This window comes from Streptosporangium sp. NPDC020072, assembly GCF_040631445.1.
Classification (GTDB): Bacteria; Actinomycetota; Actinomycetes; order Streptosporangiales; family Streptosporangiaceae; genus Streptosporangium.
Genome location: NZ_JBEYAB010000002.1, coordinates 322,111 through 346,368 on the forward strand (window position 1 = coordinate 322,111; position 24,258 = coordinate 346,368).

At 70.4% G+C, this 24,258-nt stretch carries 16 protein-coding genes and 1 tRNA gene; 6 read left to right on the forward strand and 11 right to left on the reverse strand.

Annotation, left to right across the window (positions count from 1 at the left end; all coding sequences use genetic code 11):
• Positions 1 to 10 precede the first annotated feature (10 nt).
• From ABZ470_RS04755 to ABZ470_RS04770, 4 genes are read right to left on the reverse strand one after another with little or no spacing between them, the layout of a single operon-like run.
• A complete protein-coding gene (locus ABZ470_RS04755; protein WP_362909964.1) occupies positions 11 to 1,312 on the reverse strand; it encodes a PLP-dependent aminotransferase family protein in 1,302 nt (433 codons plus the stop codon).
• Positions 1,302 to 1,511: an MbtH family NRPS accessory protein gene (locus ABZ470_RS04760; RefSeq protein WP_352009753.1), complete on the reverse strand. Its 210-nt coding sequence runs from the start codon at positions 1,509 to 1,511 to the stop codon at positions 1,302 to 1,304. The genes ABZ470_RS04755 and ABZ470_RS04760 overlap by 11 nt, the downstream gene beginning before the upstream one ends.
• 45 nt (positions 1,512 to 1,556) lie before the next feature.
• Entirely contained in the window at positions 1,557 to 2,747 is a 1,191-nt protein-coding gene (locus ABZ470_RS04765; protein ID WP_362909966.1) for an MFS transporter, read from the reverse strand.
• On the reverse strand, positions 2,744 to 6,079 hold the full coding sequence (locus ABZ470_RS04770; protein ID WP_362909968.1) for an amino acid adenylation domain-containing protein: 3,336 nt from the start codon (positions 6,077 to 6,079) through the stop codon (positions 2,744 to 2,746). Before ABZ470_RS04770 ends, ABZ470_RS04765 begins: the two co-directional genes overlap by 4 nt.
• 287 nt (positions 6,080 to 6,366) lie before the next feature.
• Between ABZ470_RS04770 and ABZ470_RS04775 the strand changes: the two genes are divergently transcribed.
• From ABZ470_RS04775 to ABZ470_RS04785, 3 genes are all read left to right on the forward strand, one after another.
• The gene (locus ABZ470_RS04775) at positions 6,367 to 8,256 is read left to right on the forward strand and encodes a radical SAM protein (protein ID WP_362909970.1); all 1,890 of its coding nucleotides are present in this window, start codon (positions 6,367 to 6,369) and stop codon (positions 8,254 to 8,256) included.
• Positions 8,257 to 8,263: 7 nt separating this feature from the next.
• Positions 8,264 to 9,427: an aminotransferase class I/II-fold pyridoxal phosphate-dependent enzyme gene (locus ABZ470_RS04780; protein ID WP_362909972.1), complete on the forward strand. Its 1,164-nt coding sequence runs from the start codon at positions 8,264 to 8,266 to the stop codon at positions 9,425 to 9,427.
• A gap of 229 nt (positions 9,428 to 9,656) precedes the next feature.
• The gene (locus tag ABZ470_RS04785) at positions 9,657 to 14,126 is read left to right on the forward strand and encodes an amino acid adenylation domain-containing protein (RefSeq protein ID WP_362909974.1); all 4,470 of its coding nucleotides are present in this window, start codon (positions 9,657 to 9,659) and stop codon (positions 14,124 to 14,126) included.
• 73 nt (positions 14,127 to 14,199) lie between these two features.
• Here ABZ470_RS04785 and ABZ470_RS04790 read toward each other — a convergent pair whose 3' ends face one another.
• The 4 genes from ABZ470_RS04790 to ABZ470_RS04805 form a co-directional block, all read right to left on the reverse strand.
• Entirely contained in the window at positions 14,200 to 14,376 is a 177-nt protein-coding gene (locus ABZ470_RS04790) for a hypothetical protein (protein ID WP_362909976.1), read from the reverse strand.
• A 203-nt stretch (positions 14,377 to 14,579) separates the two neighbouring features.
• Positions 14,580 to 15,368: an HAD hydrolase-like protein gene (locus ABZ470_RS04795; RefSeq protein WP_362909978.1), complete on the reverse strand. Its 789-nt coding sequence runs from the start codon at positions 15,366 to 15,368 to the stop codon at positions 14,580 to 14,582.
• A 204-nt stretch (positions 15,369 to 15,572) separates the two neighbouring features.
• Positions 15,573 to 15,647, reverse strand: a tRNA-Arg gene (locus ABZ470_RS04800).
• 157 nt (positions 15,648 to 15,804) lie between these two features.
• Positions 15,805 to 16,182: a C40 family peptidase gene (locus ABZ470_RS04805; RefSeq protein ID WP_352009761.1), complete on the reverse strand. Its 378-nt coding sequence runs from the start codon at positions 16,180 to 16,182 to the stop codon at positions 15,805 to 15,807.
• 1,094 nt (positions 16,183 to 17,276) lie between these two features.
• Between ABZ470_RS04805 and ABZ470_RS04810 the strand changes: the two genes are divergently transcribed.
• Positions 17,277 to 17,645 (forward strand): response regulator, encoded by a 369-nt coding sequence (locus ABZ470_RS04810; RefSeq protein WP_184713476.1) that lies wholly within the window; start codon positions 17,277 to 17,279, stop codon positions 17,643 to 17,645.
• 818 nt (positions 17,646 to 18,463) lie between these two features.
• Here the strand turns inward: ABZ470_RS04810 and ABZ470_RS04815 are convergent.
• On the reverse strand, positions 18,464 to 21,250 hold the full coding sequence (locus ABZ470_RS04815) for an AAA family ATPase (protein ID WP_362909981.1): 2,787 nt from the start codon (positions 21,248 to 21,250) through the stop codon (positions 18,464 to 18,466).
• A gap of 76 nt (positions 21,251 to 21,326) precedes the next feature.
• On the opposite strand from ABZ470_RS04815, the gene ABZ470_RS04820 reads away from it, so the two are divergent.
• A complete protein-coding gene (locus ABZ470_RS04820) occupies positions 21,327 to 21,947 on the forward strand; it encodes a LysE family translocator (RefSeq protein WP_362909983.1) in 621 nt (206 codons plus the stop codon).
• 201 nt (positions 21,948 to 22,148) lie between these two features.
• Here ABZ470_RS04820 and ABZ470_RS04825 read toward each other — a convergent pair whose 3' ends face one another.
• On the reverse strand, positions 22,149 to 22,910 hold the full coding sequence (locus ABZ470_RS04825; RefSeq protein WP_362909985.1) for an alpha/beta hydrolase: 762 nt from the start codon (positions 22,908 to 22,910) through the stop codon (positions 22,149 to 22,151).
• A 74-nt stretch (positions 22,911 to 22,984) separates the two neighbouring features.
• Between ABZ470_RS04825 and ABZ470_RS04830 the strand changes: the two genes are divergently transcribed.
• On the forward strand, positions 22,985 to 23,533 hold the full coding sequence (locus ABZ470_RS04830; RefSeq protein WP_352009766.1) for a TetR/AcrR family transcriptional regulator: 549 nt from the start codon (positions 22,985 to 22,987) through the stop codon (positions 23,531 to 23,533).
• Here ABZ470_RS04830 and ABZ470_RS04835 read toward each other — a convergent pair.
• Positions 23,530 to 24,252, reverse strand: a complete 723-nt coding sequence (locus ABZ470_RS04835) for a TetR/AcrR family transcriptional regulator (RefSeq protein ID WP_362909987.1) — start codon at positions 24,250 to 24,252, stop codon at positions 23,530 to 23,532. The genes ABZ470_RS04830 and ABZ470_RS04835 overlap by 4 nt on opposite strands.
• Positions 24,253 to 24,258: the final 6 nt, after the last annotated feature.

Sequence of the window (24,258 nt, forward strand, 5' to 3'; positions counted from 1 at the left end):
TCTTGCCTCCCTATGGGGCCTCACAACGCCGGGCGACGAAGCGCGCCAGCCGGTCGAGGCCGATGGTGATCTCGCCGGGCGTCAGATGGCTGAACGACAGCCGGATCTGCGGTCGTGGCAGGCCGTCGCCGTAGAAGTGGTGCATGGGCGTCCACAGGACGCGGTGCTCGCGGGCCGAGTGTTCGAGCAGCTCGTCGTCGGCGGGGAACGGGACGTCGAGGACGACGAAGAAGCCGCCCTCCGGGGTGTTCCAGCTGACGCGGCTCTCCGGTGGGAAGCGTTCGCGCAGCCCGTCGAGCATGTGCCGGAGGTTGCCCTGGTAGACCCGGGTCTCCCTGGCGTTCGCCGCGCGCAGGCTGCACCCGTTGGCGAGCAGTTTGCCGCCGATGACGGCCTGGGCGATGGGTGAGGTGTTGACCGTCAGCATGCTCTTGATCTTCGCCAGCTGGTCGGCGAGCAGCCCGTTCCCGGCGCGCTGGTCGGCCACGACGTAGCCGACCCTGGCACCGGGGATGCCGGTCTTGGCGAACGAACCGAGGTAGACCACCCGCCCGCCGGGGTCGAGGGCCTTGAGCGTCGGCGCCCGCTCCTCCTCGCCGTGGAAGAGGCCGTACGGATTGTCCTCAAGGATCAGCAGGTCGAGCTCCCCTGCCAGGGCGAGCAGGCGCTCACGGGTGGCGCGGCCGAGGCTGACGCCGGAGGGGTTGGCGAAGTCGGCGACCACGTACAGCGCGCGTGGCCGCATCCCGTCGGCCCTGGCCCGATGGACGGCCGCGACGAGGTCGTCCAGGTCGATCCCCTCCGGGGAGCCGGCGACGGGCAGCAACGGCATGTCGGCCAGCGCCGCGGCGCCCGCCACCCCGACGTAGCACGGGAAGACGCTCAGCAGGGCGTCCCGCCCGTCGCGGCGCAGCGCCCGCACCGTGAGGTAGAGGGCCTCCTGGCAGCCAACCGTGACGACGATCGACTCGGGGTCGACGTCGATGCCCTCGTCCAGCAGGAGGTTCCTGGCCACGAGGTCGTGGATGACGCCCTTGGTGCGGCCGTACTGGAGCATGGTGCGCCTGACCAGGACCTCGTCCCCCAGCCGTTCCATCAGGTGGTCACGGTAGACGCGCAGGTAGCGGTGGACCTCCTCGATGTCGAAGAAGCCCTCGTAGGGCCGTCCCGCGGCGAAGGAGACCGCGTCGGGGAAGCGGCTGGAGACCTCGTTGAGGAAGTTCATCGACTCGATGACGGGAGAGCCGAGCGAGCCGTGCAGGCCGAGGAGGTCCAGGACGACCGTGTCGGCGAGGCCGGTGTCACGCGTCATGGGAGCCCGCCAGACCGCGGGGCCGCATGTCGGTCCAGTGCTCCTCCACGTAGGCGACGCAGTCGTCCCGGCGCGCGTCGTCGAGCCGCACCAGCCACCCGCCGGGTACGGCGGTGCCCGCGGGCCACAGTGAGTACTGGCCCTCGTCGTTGACCAGGACCTTGAACAGCCCCGTCTCCTCGTCGAACGGTCCGGGCATCTCAGCCTCCGCTTTCTCTCCCCGCCCCTCGCGGAGAGTCCGTCGTCATGTGGCCGTACCGGTGGGTCGCGCGGCGAGCATGAACCCCGCGCCGAGCACGGCGACCACCCCGCACAGCGCCCAGTGGCCGACGGTGGTGTGCCCGTACAGGAAGCCGCCCGCGGCGGGGCCCGCCGTCTGGGCGACGGTCACCGCGACGCCCTCCGCGCCCTGGTAGCGCCCCCTGAGGTGGCCGGGCGCCAGCAGGCCCGGATAGGCCGTGGCCACCGGCGTGTAGACCATCTCGCCGAGCGTCCACAGCGCCACGGTCGCCACGAGCGCGGCCCGCTCGTCCGCGACCCCGGTCAGCGCGACCCCGGCGCCCAGCAGGACCACCCCGGCCGCGATCACGTACCGGGGCTGGCGGCGCTCGGTGAACCGGACGAGCGGCAGCTCGAACAGCACGATCAGCAGCGCGTTCACCCCGAGCAGCAGGCCGTAGAACTCGGTGCCGAGCCCCTGGTTCCTGACGTGCAGCGGGAGGGTCGCGATCGTCTGCGTGTAGACGTAGGTGGCGGCGGTCATCGACAGCAGGTACAGCACCATCGCCCGGTCGCGGAACACGGTCCGGTAGCCGCCGCGTGCCCCGGCGTCCTCGTGCTCGGGCGGGGCGGGCCTGGTCTCCGGCAGCAGCGTCAGCACCAGCAGCCCGAACAACAGGCACGTCACCGCGTTGCCGACGAACAGGTAGGTGTAGGACAGCACGCTGAGCAGGCCGCCGACCACGCCGCCGATGGCCATCCCGAGGTTCATGGCCAGGCGCAGCAGGGAGACCGCGGCGATCAGGTCGCGGGCGGGCACGGTGTCGACGAGGATCGCGCCCGCCGCCGGGCGGTAGAGCTGCGCGAGGAATCCGACGGCCAGCGACAGCGCGACGATGACGCCGATGGTGTCGGCCAGCGGGACGAGCAGGGTGAAGACCGCGGTGCCGAACATCGAGGCGACGATCGTCCACCGTCTGCCGATCAGGTCCGCGATGCTTCCGCCGACCGCGTTGCCGAGGAAGCCGCCGAAGCCGACCGCGCCGAGCGCGAGCCCGGCCAGGAAGGCGGAGTACCCCCGATGGGTGAGGTACAGGACCAGGAAGACGTTGAGGAAGGCGCCGAACTTGTTGACGAACATGCCCGCGCAGATGACCCAGGCCTCCCTGGGCAGGCCCATGATCCGCCGGGTGAGCGAGGTGGTGGTCGCGGTCATCGCGCGGAGCCACCGAGCGCGCGGAGCCCGTCCGTGCTTCCGTCCGTGCCTCCGTCCGTGCCTCCTTCGGTGTTCCCGTCCGTGCCCGCGTCTGTGTTCCCGCGTTGAGGGCCGCTCCGGTGGTCCGGGTCGGCGACGGCCTGGCGCAGCCTCGTGACGAACCCCTCGACCAGCCGCAGCGCGCTCTCCCGGTCGAACAGGTCGGTGGCGAACTCCGCGTAGCCGTCGAGCGCGCCGGGCGTGCCGTCCGCCTCCCGCCGGGCGATCAGGTCGAAGGTCAGGTCGAACCTGGCCGCCCCGGTCCTGGCCAGCGTCCACTCACCGCGCTCCGGCGTTCCGGGGGCCTGCGGATTCGTTCCGGGGGTCTCCGGGGTTCCGGGGGGCTCCGGCGTGAGGTCGAGGACGAGGTCCGGGGCGTCGAGCAGGCCGAGCGTGACCTGGAAGACCGGATGGCGGGACAGCCCGCGTGCCGGGTTGACCCGTTCGACCACCAGCTCGAAGGGGACGTCCTGGTTGGCCGAGGCGGGCAGCCAGCCGTCGCGCACCCGGCCGAGCAGCTCACGGAAGGTCGGTTCGCCCGAGGTGTCGGTCCGCAGCGCGACCATGTTGACGAAGAAGCCGACCAGCTCGTCGAGCGCCTCGGCCGTACGGCCCGCGGTCGGGCTGCCCACCACGATGTCGTGCCCGCAGCCCAGGTCGGTGAGCAGGTCCGCCAGTGCGGCGTGCAGCGTCATGAACAGCGTGGCCCGGCAGGAGCGCGCGAGGTCCTCAAGCCCCCGGCGCAGCTCGGCGGGGACGGTGAAGGCGACGGCGTCCCCCCGGTTGCCCGAGATCGGCGGCCGGGGCCGGTCCGGCGGCGGCGAGACCTCGTCGGGCAGGCCCGCGAGCCGCCGTTCCCAGTAGCGGAGCTGGGACGACAGCCTGCTGCCCGGGTCTCCGGCGTCGCCGAGCAGCTCACGGTGCCAGGCGGCGTAGTCGGCGTACTGCAGCGGCAGCGGGACGAACTCCGGGGCCGTACCCGCCAGCCTGGCCCGGTAGGCCAGGGACAGGTCGCGGCAGAGCGACGTCAGCGACCAGCCGTCTGCCGCGATGTGGTGCAGCACCAGCAGCAGTGTCGTCCCCCGCCCCTGGGACGGGCGCAGCAGCGCGCCGCGCAGCGGCAGGTCCTCGGTGATGTCGAACGGCCTGCGGACCTCGGCCGCGAGCAGCTCCTCCATCTCCGCCTCGGCGCAGACGGTGACCGTCAGCTCGGGGTCGCGCTCCCCGGGGCCCAGGACGCGCTGCCAGGGCCCCTCGTCGTCATAGTCGTCGGGGAAGACCGTGCGCAGGCTCTCGTGCCTGGTGACGACGTCGGCCATGGCCAGGCGCAGCGCGTCGGCGTCCACCTCGTACGGCAGGCGGAAGACCAGCGGGATGTGGTAGCCGGGGTCGCCCTCCTCCTGGAGCTGGTCGACGAACCACAGCCTGCGCTGGGCGTGGGACAGCGCGATCCGCTCCGGGCGCGGTTTAGGAACGGGCGGAAGGCAGAGACCCGCGGCGCGGGCCGGTGAGGTGAGGAGGCGTACGGCCAGCTCGGCGACCGTCGGCGCCTCGAAGACCTCCCCCGCCTCGACCCGGAGGCCGAGGGCGGCCTCGGCCCTGGCCGCCAGCCGGGTCGCCGCCAGCGAGTGGCCGCCCAGGTCGAAGAAGCCGTCGTTCACCCCGACCCGTTCGACGCCGAGCACGTCGGCGAACAGGTGGCACAGCACCTTCTCCGTCTCCGACGCGGGCTCCGCGCCACCCGCCGCGCGCGCCGGGGCGGGCAGCGCCCGTATGTCGAGCTTGCCGTTGTTGTTCAGCGGCAGCTCCCCGAGCACGACCAGCGCCGAGGGCACCATGTACGGCGGCAGCCGTTCGCGCAGGTGGTCCAGCAGGACGTCCGCCCAGGCGTCCCCGGTCTCCCCGGCGTCTCCGGTCTCCCCGGCGTCTCCGGCGTCCCCTGCGGGGACGACGTAGGCGGTCAGGGTCGTGTCGCCGTGCCGGTCGGCGGTGGCGACGACGGCGGCCCGGGCCACGTCCTCCCTGCGGGAGAGCTGGTTCTCGATCTCGCCGAGCTCGATCCTGAAGCCACGGACCTTGACCTGGCCGTCGTGCCTGCCGACGAACTCCAGCAGGCCGTCGGGGCGGCGCCGTACGATGTCGCCGGTCCGGTACATCCGGGCGCCGTCACCCGCGAAGGGGTCGGCGACGAACTTCTGGGCGGTGAGGCCCGGTCTCGCCCAGTAGCCCCGGGCGACGCCCCGTCCGCCGAGGCACAGCTCACCCTCGGCGCCGTCGGGGACCGGGCGCAGGTGTTCGTCGAGGACGTGGACGGTGACGTCCCGCATGGGCGAGCCGATCGGCACCGGGCTCGGCACGGGTTCCTCGACCGGGTGGTAGGTGGCGAAGACCGTGGCCTCGGTCGGGCCGTAGACGTTGACGACGGAGCCCGGCCCCGAGGCGCGCAGGGTGCGCTCGACCGCCACCGGGGAGGCGGCCTCGCCGCCCATCCACACCTGGCAGCCGCCGGCGAAGGCGTCCGGGTGTTGCTCGGTGAGCACGTTGAAGAAGGAAGTGGTCATGAAGGTGCAGGTGACGGCCTCCTCCGCGATCGTCCGCGCCAGCGCGCGGGCCTCGACGGGGCCGGGCGGGGCGAGCACGACCGTGCCGCCGCGCAGCAGGGGGACCCACATCTGGAACACCGAGGCGTCGAACTCAAGCGGGGAGTGCAGCAGGACCCGTCCCTCAAGGCCGGTCCAGCAGGGGTCGGCGGCGAAGGCGACCAGGTCGCGGTGGCAGATCGCCACGCCCTTCGGCGTCCCCGTCGAACCCGAGGTGTAGACGACGTAGGCGAGCTGCCCGGGGGCGACCTGTTTCCGAGCCGTTCGCGGGCCGGGTCCCGACAGGTCGAGATCCTCACCGACGACGGCCACCCGGGTGCCCGGCTCGCAGAAGCCCCGGACGAAGGCCGCGCGCTCCGCCGAGTCGGTGATCACGACGCGGATGCCGCACTCGGTGAGGATCAACCGCAGCCGGGCGGCCGGTGAGCGGGTGTCGAGCGGGACGTAGGCGGCGCCCGACTTCACCGTCCCGACGATCGCCGCGACCACGTCGGGGCCGCGTTCCATGAGGATGCCGATCCGCTGCTCGGAACGAATATCACAGCGTTCCAGAAAATCAACGAAAATGTCGGAGATCTCATCCAATCTGCGGTACGAGAGAACGGTCCCACCCTGCTTGACAGCGGGCCTGTCGCTGTTCTCCTGGACTTGTTCGGCGAAAGCGCCGACTATGGTGCGCGACTCGCCAGACACCGGAGAATCCCCCTTCTCTCACACGCCCGCCATTGAAACACGATGCCGCGCGTTCATGTCAACGCGCCGCCGGGGCGGGTCCGCGCGCCGCCGCGATGTCCCGCCGGCGGGACATCGGCCCTCACCGGAGGCACTCGCTTGACGTCCACCGGCCATCTGGTTCAATCGGTCGAAAGTAACGTGGCAGATAACTCATACAAAAGCTATGCAGGATCACACGGGGAGTGATTTATCCATCCCTCGGCGTACGCATACCGGCCGCGAACACAAAGGGAAAAGGAACTGCATTGCTGAATGACATTCACGTTCACCGATTCCCCGGGGGAACCGTTTCCTCCGGGTTCGAGGAACTTCTTTCCGCGCGCAGAAAGCGCCTCTCCGAGGACCTCGCGCTCGGGCGTCTTCCGCACCGGAACTTCCCGGTGCTGGCCGTGCTCGCGCCCGTCATGACGCAGGCGGAGGGCGAGATCACCTACCCCGGCGACCCGATGTGCCTGTACGCGGCCCTCTCGGTCGCGGTGCGCAACGCCGTACGGGACGCCGGGCACTACAACGACCTGGCTCCGGGGTGGACCCGGTTTCCCGACCTCTCCTACCGCATGTCGGTCGGCGAGGACGGCTACCGGCCGTACACCGACTCGCCGAACACCGACGAGACCGTCTTCGACCCGCGTGTCTGGGACCGGGCGGCACGGGAGCGCTGGATCGGCCTGCTGCGCGAGACCCGGCCGAGGATCGTGCTGATCAGCAGCGTCTCACCGGCCCACCGCTACGCCCTGGACATCGCGGGGCTGGCCAAGGCCGAGATACCCGGTGTCTACGTGATCCTGGGCGGGCGGCACGTCGACGAGACGACCACCTGCGTCCCCGGCGCCGACACGCTCATGATCGCGCCGAGCAGCACGCTCGCGGTCATGGACGACGGCAGGGTGCCGCACGTGGTCGACGCGACCGTCTCCGGCGAGGCCTACCACTCGCTCGACCTGCTGATGCGCGCCGTCGCGCTCTCCGTCGACCTGGACACCGGGTGGGTCGCCCCTTCGGCCGTCCGCCCCCGCCTTGAGGACCTGCTGCGACGGGACGGCCCTGCCCCGGGGCGCTCCCTGATCACGCTGACCGGCCAGGACGCCGTGCACGCCTACCCCCAGGAAGGGCCCAGGCTCGACCTGACCACGCTGCCCTCGCCGTACGAGGCGTTCGCGATCCGGTCCCGGTTCCCGATCTTCACCGACGGCGCGACCGGAGAGATCCAGCGGACCGCGCACATGATGGTGTCCAACGCCTGCCCCTACCAGTGCAACTTCTGCTCGGAGACGGCCAAACTCGCGGGCGGCCTGAAGAAGTTCGGCCAGACACACGCCGGAGTCGAACGCGTGTGCGAATATGTTGGATACGGCGCCGAGGCCTTGTTCTTCGACGACTCGGTCTTCTGGAGCGGCACCTTCCGGGACATCGCCGAGTTCTGCGCCGAGCTCGGCGGCGTCCGCCGCGCCGCCGCCGGGGAGCTGGACGAGGGCCTGCTGCGCTCGCTCGGCGGCGAGGACGGCCTGGCCCGCCTGCGCCGCCTGCAGTGGGGCGCGCAGCTGACCGTGGACGTGCTGGTCGGCCTGCACAGGCCCGAGGAGAGCGCGACGATCCTCGACCTGATGCGCGAGGCGGGATGCACCTACGTCTACATCGGCATCGAGAGCATGTCCACGCAGGTGATGGACCGCATCCACAAGAACCTCCGCCGCGTCGAGGGACGCGACTGGGCGCAGAAGGTGCGCGAGGCGACGTCACTGGTGAAGTCACACGGCCTGCGGGTCGGCACGTCCGTCCTGTTCGGCCTCGACGGGGAGACCCGCGCCAGCATCGACGAGACGATCACGGGGGTGAGCGAGCTGATCGACGAAAGGATCATCGACCTCGCCAGCCCGAACATCCTGACCTACCACCCGGCCACCCCGATCACCCGCATCCACGGCATGACCGACAAGCTCGACTACCACTCCCCGTGGGTCGACAACCGCAAGCCGTACATCTATTTCGAGGAGGCCTTTCCCGGCGTCGTGTCCGTCACACTGACGGAGGACGACCTCTGGTACATCCACAACGAGACGGAAAGACGCTGGGGCGCCATCCGTAACGACAGCGCGCCGGTGCCGCTCGAACAGGACCCCCGACAGGCTAGGTGACACATCGATGACCCTGGACGCCCTCGACCTCGCCACTCTCTCCCTGCGTGACGGGGAGAAATGGGCGTCCGCCCCGGCCGGGGTGCTGCCCGCGTGGGTCGCGGACATGGACTTCCCCATCTCGCCCGCCGTACGGCGCGCCCTGGTCGAGCGGATCGACACCGACCTCGGCTACCCCGCGTGGTACGACGAGTCGCGCGGCGGGCCGCTGGGAGAGGCGTTCGCCGGGCGCATGCTCGGCCGGTTCGGTTTCGCCGCCGACCCCGCGCACGTCAGGCTGTTCACCGACATCAACCAGGCGATGCAGGTCGCGCTGCACTTCGGCACCTCACCCGGTGACCCGGTCGCGCTGCACTCCCCGGTCTGTCCCCCGTTCACCGAGATGCTGACCAAGCTGGGCCGCCCGCCGAGGCCCGTGCCGATCCGCTGGCGCGCCGGTGACTGGGACCTCGACCTCGACCGGATCTCCGAGGAGGTCAGTGGCCGTCACGGGACCCCGTGCCGCGCGCTGTTCCTGGTGAACCCGCACAACCCGACCGGACGTGTCTTCCGGCGCGACGAGCTTGAGGCCCTGGCCGCGCTCGCCGTCGAACACGACCTGCTGGTGATCTCCGACGAGGCCCACGCCGAGCTGGCCTACGACGGATACCGGCACATCCCGTTCGCCGCGGTCTCCGAGGAGGCCGCGGCGCGCACGGTGACGATCACCTCGGGCAGCAAGGCCTTCAACCTGGCCGGGGTCCGCTGCGCCGTCGCGCACATCGGCGCCAAGGAGGTCCGCGACGCCGTGGACGCGCACCGCGGCATCCTGTTCGGCCAGGTGAGCGCCCTCGGGGTGGACGCGCTCAGGGCCGCGTGGACCGAAGGGGACCCCTGGCTGAAGACCGTGCGGGACCTGCTGGCGCGCAACCGGCTGCGGGTCGCGGAACGGCTGCCCGAGGGAGTGGTCTACCGGCTTCCCGAGGCCACCTACCTCGCCTGGCTCGACTGCCGCGCCCTGGGCCTCGGCGACGACCCGTCGGCGTTCTTCCTCGAACGGGCCAGGGTCATGCTCTTCAGGGGTCCGGACTTCGGCCCGGAGGGCAGGGGGTTCGCCCGGCTGAACTTCGCCACCTCACCCGCGGTACTCGACGAGATGCTCGACCGGATGCGCGCCGCCGTACCCGGCTGACCGACCTGAGACGAGAAGGGCACCGATGCACGACACCCCCGGTACGGCGCGGCCCCACGACCTCGGCGCTCCGCGTGACTCCCGTGGCCCACAGGACTCTCACGGCTCTCGCGAACTCGACGAGCCTCGTGACGCCCATGGCTTCCATGATTCGCATGTTCTCCACGGCCCGCGTGGCTCAGGCGATCCTTGTGGTCCCCGTGGTCCCCGTGGTCCCCGGGAGGAGATCATGTGCGGGCTGTTCGCCGAGGTGCTGGGGGTGACGGACGTCGGTCCCGAGGACAACTTCTTCAGCCTGGGCGGGCAGTCGCTGCTGGCCACCCGGCTGGTCAAACGGGTCCGTACGGCGCTCGGCGCCTCGGTCGGTGTGCGCGCCCTCTTCCAGGCGCCGACACCGAGAGGGCTGCTCGGCCGTCTCGGCGGACGGGAACGGCCCGCCGTCACGGCGGTCTCCCCCCGTCCCATGACGGTGCCCGCCTCACCGGGGCAGCGGCGTCTGTGGTTCCTCGACCGGCTCGCGGGACCGAGCCCCACCTACAACATGCCGGTCGCCACCGTGGTCCACGGCACGCTCGACCCGGCGACGCTGGCCGCCGCGCTGCGGGACGTCGCGCTCAGGCACGAGAGCCTGCGGACGGTCTTCGCCGAGGAGGGGGGCGAGCCCGTACAGCGGATCCTGCCCGAGCCCAGGACCGAGGTGGTGCTCACCGGGTGCCCGCCCGCCGAACGCGCGGCGGCGGTGGCCAGGGCGTGTGCCCACGTGTTCGACCTCACGACGGACTCGCCGCTGTACGCCGAGGTGATCAGGTCGGAGCCCGGCGAGTGCGTGCTCGTGCTGGTGCTGCACCACATCGCGGGCGACGGCTGGTCGATCGACCGGCTGGGGGCCGACCTGTCACACGCGTACGCGGCGCGGCTGACCGGGCAGGCACCCGGCTGGGAACCGCTACCGGTGCAGTACGCCGACTACGCCCTCTGGCAGCACGAAGCGCTCGCCGGGCAAGGCCCGAGTCGCAGGGTGGAGGGCGAGGCCGCCTCCCTCGTGGAGCAGGCCCCACGGCACCTGGCGGAGGGCGGAGTGCATGACCGAGCCGTCTCCCACCGGACGGAAGGCGGCTCGCACCACTGGGTGGAGAGACTGCACGGCCTGCCGGAGGAGCTGACGCTGCCCACCGACCGGCCCCGCCCTCCCCGGGCCGACCACCGGTGCGGACGCGTGCTCGTCCCGATCGACGCCGAACTCGTCCGAGGACTGCACGAACTCGCCCGGCGTCGTCACGCCACGGTCTTCATGGTGGTCCACGCCGCGCTGGCGGGTCTGCTGACCCGTCTCGGCGCGGGCACCGACATCCCGCTGGGCACGGTCGTCGCCGGACGCGGCGACGAGGCGCTCGACGACCTGATCGGATTCTTCGTCAACACCCTGGTGCTCCGCGTCGGCACCTCGGGCGACCCGGCGTTCACCGAACTGCTCGACCGGGTCAGGGAGGCGGACCTGGCCGCCTACGCCGACCAGGACGTCCCGTTCGACCACGTCGTCGAGGCCCTCAACCCGAACCGCTCCCCCGCCCGTCACCCGCTGTTCCAGGTGGCGCTGTCCTGGGCCGACAGCGGCGTCCTCACCCTCGACCTGCCGGGAGCGCGCTGCCTGCCGGGCACCGCGGTCGCCCAGGGGGCCAAGTTCGACCTGGACTTCGCCTTCGAACGGCGGGGCCGGGACGTCGAGCTCACGATCACCTACGCGAGTGCCCTGTTCGACGAGCCGACGGTCGCCACGATGGCCGAACGGTTCGTCCGTGTCCTGCGTCAGATCGTCACGGAGCCCGAGACCCGGCTGAGCGCCCTGGAGGTGCTGTCCTCCCGGGAACGCGAACTGATCCTGACCGGCTGGGACGACACCGCCGCGCCCCGCCGCACCGCCTCGGTCGTCGAGGTGTTCGGCGAACGCGCCACCGCGACCCCCGACGCGCCAGCCGTCGTCGCCGGCCGTACCCAGCTCACCTATGACGAACTGGACGAACGCGCGGGACGCCTGGCCGCGGCGCTGGTCACGGCCGGGGTCGGCACCGGCACGACGGTGCCGGTGCTGATGGAGCGTTCCGCGGGACTGGTCGTCGCACTACTGGCCGTACTGCGGACCGGGGCGGCCTACCTGCCGGTCCACACCGCCTATCCGGTGGCCAGGATGCGGGCCGTCGTCGAGGAGAGCGGCAGCCCGGTGCTGCTGACCGACCAGGTGTACGGCGCGCACGAACTCACCACGGGCTTGCGGACACTGACGGTGCACCCGGACGGCGGCCTCTCTCCTTTCCCCGCGAGCCTCTCGGAGAGCGGCCTTGACGAGGCACGGCCTGAGGACCTCGCCTACGTCATGTACACCTCCGGCTCGACCGGTGAACCGAAGGGCATCGGCGTGACCCACCAGGGCGTCGTGGACCTCGCCCTCGACCCGATGTGGGAGGTCGGCCCGCAGGACCGGGTGCTGTTCCACGCCCCGCACGCCTTCGACGCCTCCACCTACGAGATCTGGGTGCCGCTGCTCACCGGGGGCACCGTGGTCGTCGCGCCGCCCGGCGACCTCGACGCCCCGGTGCTCGAACGGCTGATCCGTGAGCACGGTGTGTCCCACGTGCACCTCACCGCAGGACTGTTCCGGGTCGTCGCCGAGGACCTCGCCGACTGTCTCACCGGTGTCCGTGAGGTTCTCACCGGCGGAGACGTCGTCTCTCCCCAGGCCGTGGCCTCGGTGCTCGACGCCTGCCCCGAGACGACCGTGCGGACGCTGTACGGCCCCACCGAGATCACCCTGTGCGCCACCTGGTCGCGCTGGCGGGCCGGGGACGGGCCGGGGACGACCGTCCCCATCGGACGTCCGATGGCCAACACCCGCGCCTACGTGCTGGACGACGCCCTGCGCCCGGTGCCGCCCCACGTGCCGGGTGAGCTGTACCTCGCCGGGGTCGGGCTGGCCCGCGGATACGTCGGGCGTCCCGGCCTGACCTCGGCGCGGTTCGTCGCCTGCCCGTTCGGCGAGGCCGGAGAACGGATGTACCGCACCGGCGACGTCGTCCGCTGGGACGAGCAGGGGCGTCTGTTCTTCCTCGGACGTGCCGACGACCAGGTGAAGATCCGTGGCTTCCGCGTCGAACCCGGCGAGGTCGAGGCCGCGCTGGCGAGCGTCCCCGGCGTCAGACAGGCCGTGGTGGTCGTCAGGGAGGACACCCCCGGCGAGAAACACCTGGTCGGCTACGTCGTGAATTCCCCCTCCGGCACGCCCCCGGGCCACGAACCGCAGGAGACCGCACCGGACGGCGTGCCGGCCGGGCCCCTGTCCGGGCACCGCAGCCCGACGGACACCACCCTGATCGACGCCGGCCTGGCCCCGGAACAACCGGGCATCGCACCTGAAGGCCAACCGCCCCGGCCGAACGCGGCCACGACCGGCACCGGAGGCCTGGGCGTGGCGGACGCCGAGTGGTGTCGTGAGCACGTGGCCGGGTTGCTGCCGGAATACATGGTGCCGTCCGCGGTGGTCGCGCTTGAGGCGTTCCCGGTGACCGCGAACGGGAAGCTGGACCGGCACGCCCTCCCGGCTCCCGTACGGCGGGCGTCGTCGGGCGGTTCCGCGGGCAACCCTCGTGAGGCGGTCCTGCGTGAACTGTTCGCCGAGGTGCTCGGGGTGCCCGAGGTCGGCGTGCGCGACAACTTCTTCGACCTGGGCGGACACTCCCTGCTCGCCGTCCGCCTCGTCAGCCGCGTCCGTTCCGTGCTCGGCGCCGAGGTCGGCGTCTCCGCGCTGTTCGCCGACCCGACCGTCACGGGACTCGCGGAACGCCTCGGCGAGGAGAGCGGTGCCGTACCCGCCGTCCTGTCCTACCGCCCCCGTGGTGAGCTGTGCCCGATCTTCCTGATCCCCGCGGCGAACGGACTCGGGTGGTGCTATTCGGCGCTGCCCAGGCACATCCCCCGGGGGCATCCGGTGCACGCCCTTCAGGACCCCCGCCTCGCCGTCGGCCCGGTGCGCCCGATGTCGGTGCCCGAGCTGGCGGCCGTCTACGCCGAGCGGATGCGCGAGATCCAGCCTGCCGGGCCGTACGTCCTGGTGGGCTGGTCCTTCGGGGGTACGGTCGCCCAGCAGATCGCCGTCGACCTGACCGCCACGGGTGAGCAGGTCGCGCTGCTCGTCCTGCTGGACGCCTATCCCGGTGACGTCAGAGGACGCGCGTCCCGCGGATTCGGGGCGAGAACCCCGGACCAGGCCTTTGAGGGTTCTCACAAGGAGTCCCTCGCGAAGGCCTCTGATGAGGCCCCCGCCGAGGTCGTTGAAGAGACCCTTGAGGAGGAGGTCGTCCGTACCGCCCTGGACGGTGTCACCGCACCCAGGGACTCGCGACGGGAGGCGCTGCGACAGGCGGGAAGCCCACTCGCCGCCCTGGACGAGGCCGTGATCGACGACCTGGTGTCGATCACCGGGGAGAACACCCACGCGATGGCCGCGCACTCCCCTGTGCCCTTCACCGGCCCCACCCTCTGCTTCGACGCCTCCCTCCAGGACATCCACGCCTCGGACACCTGGCGCCCCTTCCTGCCCGCCCTGACCGTCCACACCGTGACCTGCGACCACACCTCCATCGTCAAGCCCGAAGCCCTGTCCGAGATCTCCCCCATCCTGGCGAAACACCTGCCCGCCTCCGGGTGAGAGCCCGTCGCGCCCCGCTCGTCGAACGTGCTCGTGACCTCTCCAGTCGGAGCGGACGGTCCAGGCGTACGGATCACGCGTTCGACGCGCCGCCGACCTCGCCGACCATGTGGGCCGTCTCGAACCTCGGGTCCGGGACGGCTCTCCCCACGGCTCTCCCCACGGCGGTCTCCTCGTCGGACCGACGAAAGCGCTGGGCGTCCAGCGCGCTACGCGTCTCCGCCTGTCCAGGGGCTCCCACGCTGGTCATGTACCGTCCTCCTCCACCTCAGGGCCCCCACACCCGTCGTATACGAGCGCGCTGCGCGTTCCTCGTCACCCTCCTCGTCGCCCAAGGTCTCCGGTCAGCGGCCTGGCCGCGGGAACGCAACCGCCGTGCCCCGGCGGGTGTGCCCTCCCGGTCCACGAGTCACTGGGCCGTGGCGTCCCAGGCCATCCGGTAGACGGTCATGGTCATCCCTCGGGGAACTCCCGGAGGAGCCCGGGAAGCCCGGTGACCGAATCGATCGTGTGGTCGGCTCCCCCGGCAAGGCCGTCCGCCCGCTGGTCGGCGTACTTGCCCGTGCGCACCTGGACGGTCCTCGCACCTGCGGCGTTCCCTCCGGCGACGTCGGTGGTCGCGTCGTCTCCGACGACCAGACACTCCGTGACCTCGACGCCGAGCGTCGCGGCGGCGAGGGCGAAGAAGTCGGTGGACGGCTTACCGAGCACACGGGCCTGGACACCCGCCGCGTACTCCAGCCCCGCCACGACCGCCCCGGTGTCCAGATGGTCGCCGTCCGCCCGCTTGAAATAGCGTCCGCGTTGCAGAGCCAGTAGCGCCGCGCCGGAGCGCAGAGCACGGAAGGCCCCGTCTAGCAGGGGGTAGCTCAACGTGTCCCGGCAGTCGCCCACCAGTACGTGGGTGAAGGGCGGCTCGTCGACGAGGCAGGGGAAGGACTCCCGCAGGGCCTGCGAGACCACCGCGTACACCCGGGCGTTTGGAGTGGCCGCCACCAGGGACTCGGCGGCCACCACCGGGGTGAACAACTCCTCCTGGCCGATCGGGAGACCGTAACCGGCCAGCCGGGCGAGAGTCCGCCCAGCGGGCTCGGAGTCGGTGTTGGTCAGGAACCGGAGCGCGAGCCCCTGTTCCCGTAGCTCGGTCAGGGCGGCGACGGCACCGGGAATCATCTTCCCGTTGGCGTACAGCGTCCCTTCCAGATCGAACAGGACGGCGCGCACCGGATACTGCGATCTCATCTCATCTCCATGGGGAGTTCGGGTCGCGCGGCCACCGCGTCCTTGAGGAAGGCCCTCCGGGAGGGGTGACCCCGTACTCACCTGGTGAGGTCTGGGTCCACAACTGGTGGACGTCAATGAGAACGGGCGAGGCTCCGTAAGACTGGAGACCCGCCCGTTGCTGTGCCGTTCCCCTTCTCAGCGAACAGATCGCCGATGAGGAGTTGGTGCCCCCTGCAAGATTCGAACTTGCGCTCCCGGCTCCGGAGGCCGGTGCTCTATCCCCTGAGCTAAGGGGGCCAACGAGTGAATAGGCTACCAGCATCCTGGAGGGAACCGACACTCGAAACCCGAAGCGGGTGATCTAGAGGGCAGACAGGCGGGAAGCCCTGGGTGGGCGGCTTGGAACCGGGGTGGAGATCGAACAGGCCGGGGAGAAGATCGCTCTGGGGTGAGGTCAGCCTGCGGGGCGAACGGCGCCCCGGTAACGGGCACGGTAGTAGGGCGAGGTGGCGAAGCTCGTTGTCTTGACGACGTCACCACGTCGTGGGGCGTGAATCATGCGGCCACCACCGACATAGAGCCCCACATGGGCGGGATCTCCACTGCCTCCCCCGAAGAAGACCAGGTCTCCGGGGCGAAGGCGGGAGAACGGCACCCTCCTGCCCTGCCTGAACTGACTGCCGGTGTAGTGGGTGAGCCGGACCCCCGCCCTCGCCCAGGCGTGCAAGGTGAGCCCCGAGCAGTCGAAGCCGCCGCGGGTCGGCCCTGTGCTCGAACCACCTCCCCAGACGTAGGGCCTGCCGATCTGGCGTAAGGCCGCGGTCACGGCCATCCGGCCAGGGGACAACGCGACAGCCGTCCTCGCCGGGGATAAACGGCTCGACCATCGCAAGGCGATCCTGCCGGCCGCCTCGCTACGACCTGTGGTCGTCCCGGATCCGCGCGGTTCAAGACCGCTTGGCTCCGGGCTCGCCATCTCGGCGATCTCACCGCCTCCCCTGGCCATGCCGTTCTCGTCGGCATGGTGACCTGTCCTGTCGCCGACCTGACCGCCCTTTTCTGCGGCGTCGCTCGTCTCGTCGGCGCCAGCGAGCCCGTCCGAAGCCCTCAGGGAAGGTGGGGCAGGCGGGGAGCCGACCGGACTCCGGGCATGAGGTCCGGGATCCGTGGACGGAGGATTCGCTTTCATGGGGGCCATGGGGTGAGCGGCCTGCCCGCGGATGGACGTATCGGACCCGGCCGGCCCTGCGGAGGCCTCCTGCGGGGTGTCGCTGCTCGTAGCGGGCTCCGGTGTCAAGGCGGCCGCTCCTGGTGGAGGCACGGCTCCGGCCGTCTCCGCATGGCAGGCGTCCTGTTCGCCCCCGGACAGGCCCTCAAGGAGGCCTGGCGGACCGCCCATGATGAGCCGCCTCGTCCAGCTGTCGGCGGCCTCACGACAGGGTCGGGTCACGGATATCCGGGGGGTGACCACGAGTGCAGCCACAAGGACGGTGACGGTGACAAGGGTCGTGATCATGTGTGGCCTCCTGGGGTCGGTGAACGGTCGAGGCCCAGGATCAAAGAAACGGCGGGGTCGCCAAGCGACCGAACGCGGTTCTGTGGATAACTCAAGTTATCCACAGAACCGCGTTCGGTAACCGCTTCCGCGCACCTCCGGGCTGAAGATGTTCTCCGACGCCCCGTACGACGCAGCGCCCCGAACGACCACCCGAGGGAGAACCCCGATGATCGACGCCATCCGTGGAGCGCACGACGGTGACAGCCATCCTGGAGGTGGGAAACCTGACGAAAAACGTCTTCCTGGCCGGTCTCCGCCTGCGGGAACCTGTCGCCCATGAACAGCTCTGTGTACACATCCATCGAAAACCGCGCGGGACACCTCTTCGAGGAGTTAGCCTCACGGCCGTGGGCGAGCCTCTGGGAAAAGTGTTGGTGGTGGATGACGACGAGGTCATCCGACAGCTCATCGCGGTCAATCTCACCTTGGAGGGGTTCCAGGTCGAGACGGCCTCCGATGGGCAGGACTGCCTCGATCGGGTGCTGGACGTGCGGCCCGATGTCATCACGCTCGACGTCATGATGCCCAGGCTCGACGGCTGGATGACGGCGACAAGGCTGCGCGGCGACGAGGAGACGAGCCACATCAAGGTGGTGCTGATCACCGCACGGGCGCAGGAGGACGACAAGCGGCGTGGGCTGGGGATCGGTGTCGACGCCTATCTCACCAAGCCGTTCGACCCGTCCGAGCTCATTCAGGTCGTCCGCGACCTGGCCCTGGCCGCCCACAACGGCTGAACCCGCTCCCCGAACGGCACAAGCCTGCCTGTCGTGGCCGTCCCAGCCGGGCGGCACGACCGATAACGGCCGCCCAGCACGCCGAGCAAGATCACATGCCTCCGGACTCCAGACAGACGCCTGCCCGGGAACGCCCCAAGAACCCGCCGTTCACTCAGAAGCCTCAGTCTCCCGACCGAAGATCATCTTCGGCGTCGAACTCGAAAACCTCGATGCCGCTCCTTTGAAAACTCCGCGTTCCAGAACCTCGGCGCCGAATCCAAGTAAGCGAACACCTCAGGAAAAGACTCGAAGACGCCACGGGCTCTCTTGACCCACTCCATCCATGGCGTATTCTCCGGGCGGAACGCCTCCCGGATGAGAACGTTCCCTTTCAATGAGATGAAGAAGTCGCACATGAGCTCCGGAAATCACCGCGATATCCGGTTCGGGCGTGCTCTTCTTGTCACCGCGATCGCCGTTCTCACAGGACCTCTGACGACGATTCCCGCCGCACACGCGGACGGCGGCTACACCTGCTCCGACGGGACCCGACACGAGATCTCCCCGGCGCTGGGCTGGATCATCCTGGCCGGCGACCGCACAGGCCTGGGAGACGGCGGATCGGCCCAGGTCACGATCACCTCCGGCTCCTACGCCTGCCACGTGGTGAAACGGCCCGCCTACCCTGCTGAATGCGAGTCGCCACTGAATCCTGCGCCGTGTCTACAACAAGACAGGTTCACAACAAAGGCGGGCCCACCTATCGAAGCCCATCAAAACCCTCGAATCCCTGTTCCCGTCGGGTGATATCACTACAGGAAAACCAAGGACAGACCTCAGAGAAGGCCCCGCTTACGCGCGAGAGCGGCGGCATGCGTTCGAGAGGAGACACCGAGTTTGCCAAGAATGTTGGAGACGTGCACACTCACGGTCTTCTGGGCGATGAACAGCCGTTCGCCGATCTCGCGGTTGGGCAGGCCCTCGGCGACCAGGGCCAGCACCTCCTGTTCGCGGCTGGTGAGCAGGCTCTGCTGGGCGGTGACGAACCTGGCGCGTTGTCCCAGTTCGGCCAGAGCCTTGGCCAGAGGTTTGGCACCCAGGGAGTCTGCGGTCTCGACAGCGAGTCGCCACTCCTCAAGCGCGGCGGCGCGATCTCCTGAGGCAAGCAACGCCTCGGCCAGCCGCCACCGCGCGCGTGCGGTCTCGTAGACAAAGGCGGGGTCGAAGATCTCGACGACCCGACGCCAGGCCTGGACGTCGAAACGGCCGTTCGCGCGGTGCCACTCGGCCTCGGCGCGTGCCATCCATCCGTGTCCCTCGGTGCCCATCCCTGCCCTGACCGCACCACGGGCGCGGGCGAGCAGTTCGTCGGCCCCTTCGGTGCGGCCAAGGTCGGCCAGTGCCCACAGCGCGACGGCGCTGATACGGATCACCCCGAGGTCAGCGGGGTAGATCGTGTCCAGTACAGCGGTGGCATGCTCCAGGGCGAGCTCGGGGTCGCCCTGCCAGAGGGCGTGCTCGGCGGCCAGGCCGCGTGACATGTAAGCGACAAGGGGGTCGGACCAGAACGGCCTGAGCCAGGCGAGACGCTGCTCAACCTGAGGCGCCCCCGAGGCGACCTCCACGAACAACGCGAAGGAGGACAGCACGGCTTCGGCGACCCTGCCGACCCTGGCGCCGAACCCGGCGGCCATCTCCGCGGCGCGGGTCCACTCTCCTGACGAGTAGTGGACCAGCAGCCACAGGAACCGCAGGTCGGTGCCGTAGGTGCTCCACGACAGTCCGGTGCGTTCGGCCAGCCGTACACCACGCTCGGCTGTCTCGGCCGCACTCGCCATGAATCCGCGCTCGTATCGCGTCCGGGCGTGGTGGAACAGGGCGCGCAGGTCCATGGCCAGGTCGCCGGAGTCTCGCAGGACGACGGAGTCGAGCAGCTTCTCGGCTTCTTCGACGTCCCCCTCGTATTCGGCGCAGAGGGCGAGAACGAGGATCGCTCCCTTCTCGGCGTCGCTCGTCCCGGTGGCCCTGGCCACCCCGAGCGCGCGTTCGGCCAGCACCTTGACCTCGGCCGGTCGTGGTGGCCAGGCGAGTGTGCGGGAGAGCGTGGCCAGTGCCCTGGCCAGGTCAGGGCTGTCCGGAGGTGCCGCATCGACGGCCGCCCTGGCGGCGGCGACCGCGCCCTCGACGTCGTCGGAGTCGTAGAGGTAGTAGGCGAGCCGCTCGTAGATCTCCGCCGAGGGGGTGAGAGAACGCAACTGGGCTATGGCCCGGTGGTTGTCGCCCATGTCGGCCGCGACGGCGGCGGTGCGCAGTGTGAGCCGTACGCGATCGGTCCCGGCGCGCTGTTCGGCGTCCGGGACGCGGTCCCACAGGCTGAGCGCCTGCTCGAAGTGGCGGTGGGCCTCCGCGGGGGCGCCCAGACGTTCGGCCCTGCGTCCCGCCTCCACCGACGCAGACAGGCCTTCGGCGAGGTCGTGGCCCGCGAGGTAGTGGTAGGCGAGTTCGGCCGCCGCTCCCTGACGGGCCGTGAGCAGGCGGGCGAACTCGGAGTGCAGTCTGATCCGCTCGCCGGGCAGCAGGTCGGTGTAGACGGCCTCCTGGAGCAGGGCGTGCCGGAAGGCGTAGCCGTACTCGCCGTCGGGGCGGAGCAGCCCACGCGAGACGATCTCCCGCATGGCCTCGTCGAAGGCCAGGTCAGGCAGGCCGGAGGCCTCCTGGAGGAGGTCGTGGTCGACCCGCCTTCCCGCGACGGCGGCGCCGCGCAGCACCCGCTGGGCCTCGTCGGAGAGCACTTCGGCCCTGGACAGCAACAGGCCCGCGAGGTCGTCGGTCATCGAGGAGCCCTCGGTCACGGCTTCGAGCAGCTCGGCGCCGTAGAACGGGTTGCCCTCGGCTCGTTCGGCGACCTCGTCCATGACCCGGGCGTCGGTACCGCCGAGGACCGCGAGATAGTCGGCCATCTCGGCCCGGTCGAGCGGGGTCAGTTCGACGGAGGTCACCGAGGGCAGGAGTCTGAGCTCGGCGAGGACCCGGCGCAGTGGGTGGCGTCGATGCAGGTCGTCGGTCCGGTAGGTGCCGACCAGCAGCACACGTTCGGTCTGCAGCATCCGGCTGAGGAAGACCAGCAGGTCACGGGTCGAACGGTCGGCCCAGTGCAGGTCTTCGAGCACCAGCAGCATGGGCCGTACGGCCAGGAAGCCGAGCATCGACCCGAACAGCCGCTGCTGGGTGAGGCCGGAGGCGCTCTCGGTGCCCGGGTCGGTGCCTCCCGGCAGCAGCCTCCCCAGGACGGGACGGGCGTCGATCTCCGTGCGCAGCTCGGCTGGGGCCCCGCGCAGGGCGTCGGCCAGCGGGAGGTACGGCAGCGCGTCACCCAGTTCGGCGCACTGACCGACCAGTACGGCGAAGCCGTCCCGCCTGGCCTGCTCGGCGAGCTCCGTGACGAGACGTGTCTTGCCGATGCCCGCGTCACCGCCGACCAGGGCGACACCCGCGAGGCCCTCGGAGGCCGCGCGGAGCAGCGCGGCGAGCCTGCCCAGCTCGGACGACCGTCCGATCAGGACTCCGCTCGAAGCGGTGCCCGAAGTGGCGCCCAGAACACCGTTCGAAGCTCTCTGTCCCACCTGGTGAGTATGCCACCGTGCGTCGACAAAGTTGATGGCCCGTTCCATAGGACCGAAACGCTCTTATGGTTGGGGCATGGTCTCGATGTCCACGTTCCTGGTCTTCGTGGTCGCATCCTCGGCGCTCGTCCTGATTCCGGGGCCGAACCACCTGTACATCGCCGCCCGGAGCATCGCCCAGGGCAGGTCCGGCGGGATCGCGAGCGTGTTCGGCGTCGGGACGGGCACGCTGGTGCACATCGCCGCCGCGGCCGCGGGACTGTCCTATGTGATCGCCAGGTCCGCAACGCTCTTCAACGTGATCAAGTGGGCCGGGGTGGCCTACCTGGCCTATCTCGGGCTCAGGGCGTTGGTCCGCAGGCACGAGGAGGCCTCCTACGAGGCCCGGCCCCAGCCGCTTCGCGCGATCTTCCTGGAGGGCATGGTGGTCAACCTGCTCAATCCCAAGGTGATCCTGTTCTTCCTGGCCTTCCTTCCACAGTTCGTGCACCCCGAGGCGGGGTCGGTCCCGTTGCAGGTTGTGGTCCTGGGTGTCACCCTCCTGCTCCTCGGCATGGTCTCGGACATGGTCTACGCACTGGGGGCGGGAATGCTCGGCTCCAGGCTGCGTGGCCGTTCGAACACGGTCGGGCGCCTCAGCGGAGTGGTCTACCTGGGCCTGGGGGTCGCGACGGCGCTCGCCGGACGCTCGGTCTGAGAGATCAGGCTCCGCCTGAGAGGCCGGACGTCCATCTGAAACCGAACCCTCAACCGGGAAACCAAACACACAGCCTGAGAGGCCGGACGTCCATCTGAGAAACCGAACACGCGACCAGAGAAACCAGGCCCTCGATCCGGGAAACCCGACACACGACCAGACGCCCGATCAGGAAGCGGACGCACGGCCTGAGGGATCGGCTCAGCCCGGGAAACCATCCGGGCCGGAGGCACAACCCGGCTCGGACCAGCCGCCCGGACCCACCGGGGAGCACGGCTCGACCTGGGAGCACAGGTCGTCGACGAGGCGGGCCAGGGAGCCTGGAGCCGCCAGCACACCCAGGTGGCCACGCCCGGGGATCAGAATAAGCCTGCCGTTCCGGCAGGCACGCAGGAAGTCGCGCTCGTCGGCTCTGAACGGGTCGCGGGAGCCGTTCACCAGCCACACACGGCCGGGGTACGCGGCCAGTGCGGTGAGCTGATCGTGCGCGGCGACGGCCTCGACCACCTGGGGCAGCACCTCGCACGACAGCCCCCCGGCGACCATCGCGGCGGCTGAGGGGGCGGGCAGGAAGCGGCGGAAGCCGTACTCGCTGATCCGGTTGGCCCGGGCGGGGTTCCTCGCGGCGAGCCTGGCGGCGAACCGGTAGACCCCGAGCATCGACTGGCTGCGGGACGTGCAGCCCATGGCCACCAGGCCCGCGACCTTGTCGGGGAAGCGCTCGGCGGTCGCCATGCCGACGTAGCCGCCCAGGGACAGGCCCGCCACGACGGCTCTGCCGCCGAGTGCGTCGATCGCGGCGGACACCGCGGAGACCGCGTCGTCCATGGAGAACGGCTCTCCCGCGCGGGTGCCGTGGCCCGGCAGGTCGACGGCCTTCGCGGGGCGGTCGAGGTGGTCGATGACGGGGTCCCACATGGTCGCGCTGACCCGGATGCCGTGCAGGAAGACGATTGGCCGCATGGGAGATCTCCAGACATGTCGGACGAACAACCCCATTGAAACACAACGCACCGTTGCGTTGCTATGGTTGGCGCATGGCACCGCGCAAGGAGCAGCAGATCTTCCAGGCGACGCTCGAACTGCTCACCGTGAGGGGATACGAGGGACTGACCATCGAGGGGGTGGCCGAGCGGTCCGGAGTCAACAAGACCACCATCTACCGCTGGTGGCCCTCCAAGGCTGCCCTGCTCGCCGCCGCGCTGACCCAGGCCGACCTGCTCCTGTTCGACCCTCCGGACACCGGCACCCTCAGGGGAGACCTGGAGGAGCTGGTGCGAGGGATGGCCACACTCCTGACCACCTCCCCCAGCTCGGACGTGGCGGTGGCGACGCTGGGCGCGGCCGTGAACCATCCCGAGCTGGCCACGGCGGTCCGGCGGTTCTTCACCGACCGGTTCGCCAGGGAGGAGGCGGTCTTCGACCGTGCCCGGCGGCGTGGCGAGCTTCCGGAGACGGCCGATCCGCTGCTGATCGTGGATCTGCTCGGGGGCGCGGTGTGGATTCGGACGATCTTCCGCGGCCTCCCTCTCGACGACGACTTCGCCACCCAGGCGGTGTCCGTCGTCCTTGACGGAGTGCGCTAGAGGCCGAGGTCCCCGGCGATGCCGTCCAGCATCCAGCGCAGGCCTTGCTCGAAGTCCTCGTCCGCCGCGGAGGGGTCGGCGGGGCCGGAGGCGATCTCGTTCACCAGTGGCGCGAGATTGGGGAACTCGCCGCTTTCGAGAAGCTCACGTAGGTATGGCCGCATGAGGGCCTCACGCTCCTGCGGTGTCCAGGTGTATCCGCTGCGCCCCTCCCCCCGCAGCGTCTCCCTGATCACGAACCCCAGCGCGTAGTCGTCGACCGCGGCGATGATCCGCCACTTCTGCTCGGGCGGGATCGGCAGTCCGGAGAGCGCGGCCAGTGACTGTTCCCCGTGCCGCAGGCCGTTCGGGCCGACCTGGGGACGGCTGGCGACAAGATCGACCAGCCAGGGATGGCGCCGGATCGTCTCCCGCGTGCGCCGTACGACGGCCGAGATCGCCTCGCGCCAGTCGTCGGGCAGTTCCCCCTCGACCAGGATCTCCGCGTTCGTCTCGTCGGCCATGAGGTCGAGCAGGTCCTCCTTGCGCTCGATATGGGTGTAGAGGCTCATCGCCCGCGCCCCGAGCTCGGTGGCGATCCTGCGGATGGAGACGGCGTCGAGCCCTTCGGCGTCGGCGACCTCGATCGCGGTCCTCACGATCGCCTCGCGGGTCAGTTTCGGACGGCGCCCGGCCGTCTCACGTGCCCAGACCGGCCCCTGCGCCTGTTCGGTTCCCATCCGAAG

Coding starts and splice junctions, on each gene's coding strand:
- ABZ470_RS04755 (WP_362909964.1), bottom strand. CDS start 1,312: ATGACGCGTGACACCGGCCTCGCCGACACGGTCGTCCTGGACCTCCTC.
- ABZ470_RS04760 (WP_352009753.1), bottom strand. CDS start 1,511: ATGCCCGGACCGTTCGACGAGGAGACGGGGCTGTTCAAGGTCCTGGTC.
- ABZ470_RS04765 (WP_362909966.1), bottom strand. CDS start 2,747: ATGACCGCGACCACCACCTCGCTCACCCGGCGGATCATGGGCCTGCCC.
- ABZ470_RS04780 (WP_362909972.1), top strand. CDS start 8,264: ATGACCCTGGACGCCCTCGACCTCGCCACTCTCTCCCTGCGTGACGGG.
- ABZ470_RS04785 (WP_362909974.1), top strand. CDS start 9,657: ATGTGCGGGCTGTTCGCCGAGGTGCTGGGGGTGACGGACGTCGGTCCC.
- ABZ470_RS04790 (WP_362909976.1), bottom strand. CDS start 14,376: ATGACCAGCGTGGGAGCCCCTGGACAGGCGGAGACGCGTAGCGCGCTG.
- ABZ470_RS04795 (WP_362909978.1), bottom strand. CDS start 15,368: ATGAGATCGCAGTATCCGGTGCGCGCCGTCCTGTTCGATCTGGAAGGG.
- ABZ470_RS04805 (WP_352009761.1), bottom strand. CDS start 16,182: ATGGCCGTGACCGCGGCCTTACGCCAGATCGGCAGGCCCTACGTCTGG.
- ABZ470_RS04820 (WP_362909983.1), top strand. CDS start 21,327: ATGGTCTCGATGTCCACGTTCCTGGTCTTCGTGGTCGCATCCTCGGCG.
- ABZ470_RS04825 (WP_362909985.1), bottom strand. CDS start 22,910: ATGCGGCCAATCGTCTTCCTGCACGGCATCCGGGTCAGCGCGACCATG.
- ABZ470_RS04830 (WP_352009766.1), top strand. CDS start 22,985: ATGGCACCGCGCAAGGAGCAGCAGATCTTCCAGGCGACGCTCGAACTG.
- ABZ470_RS04835 (WP_362909987.1), bottom strand. CDS start 24,252: ATGGGAACCGAACAGGCGCAGGGGCCGGTCTGGGCACGTGAGACGGCC.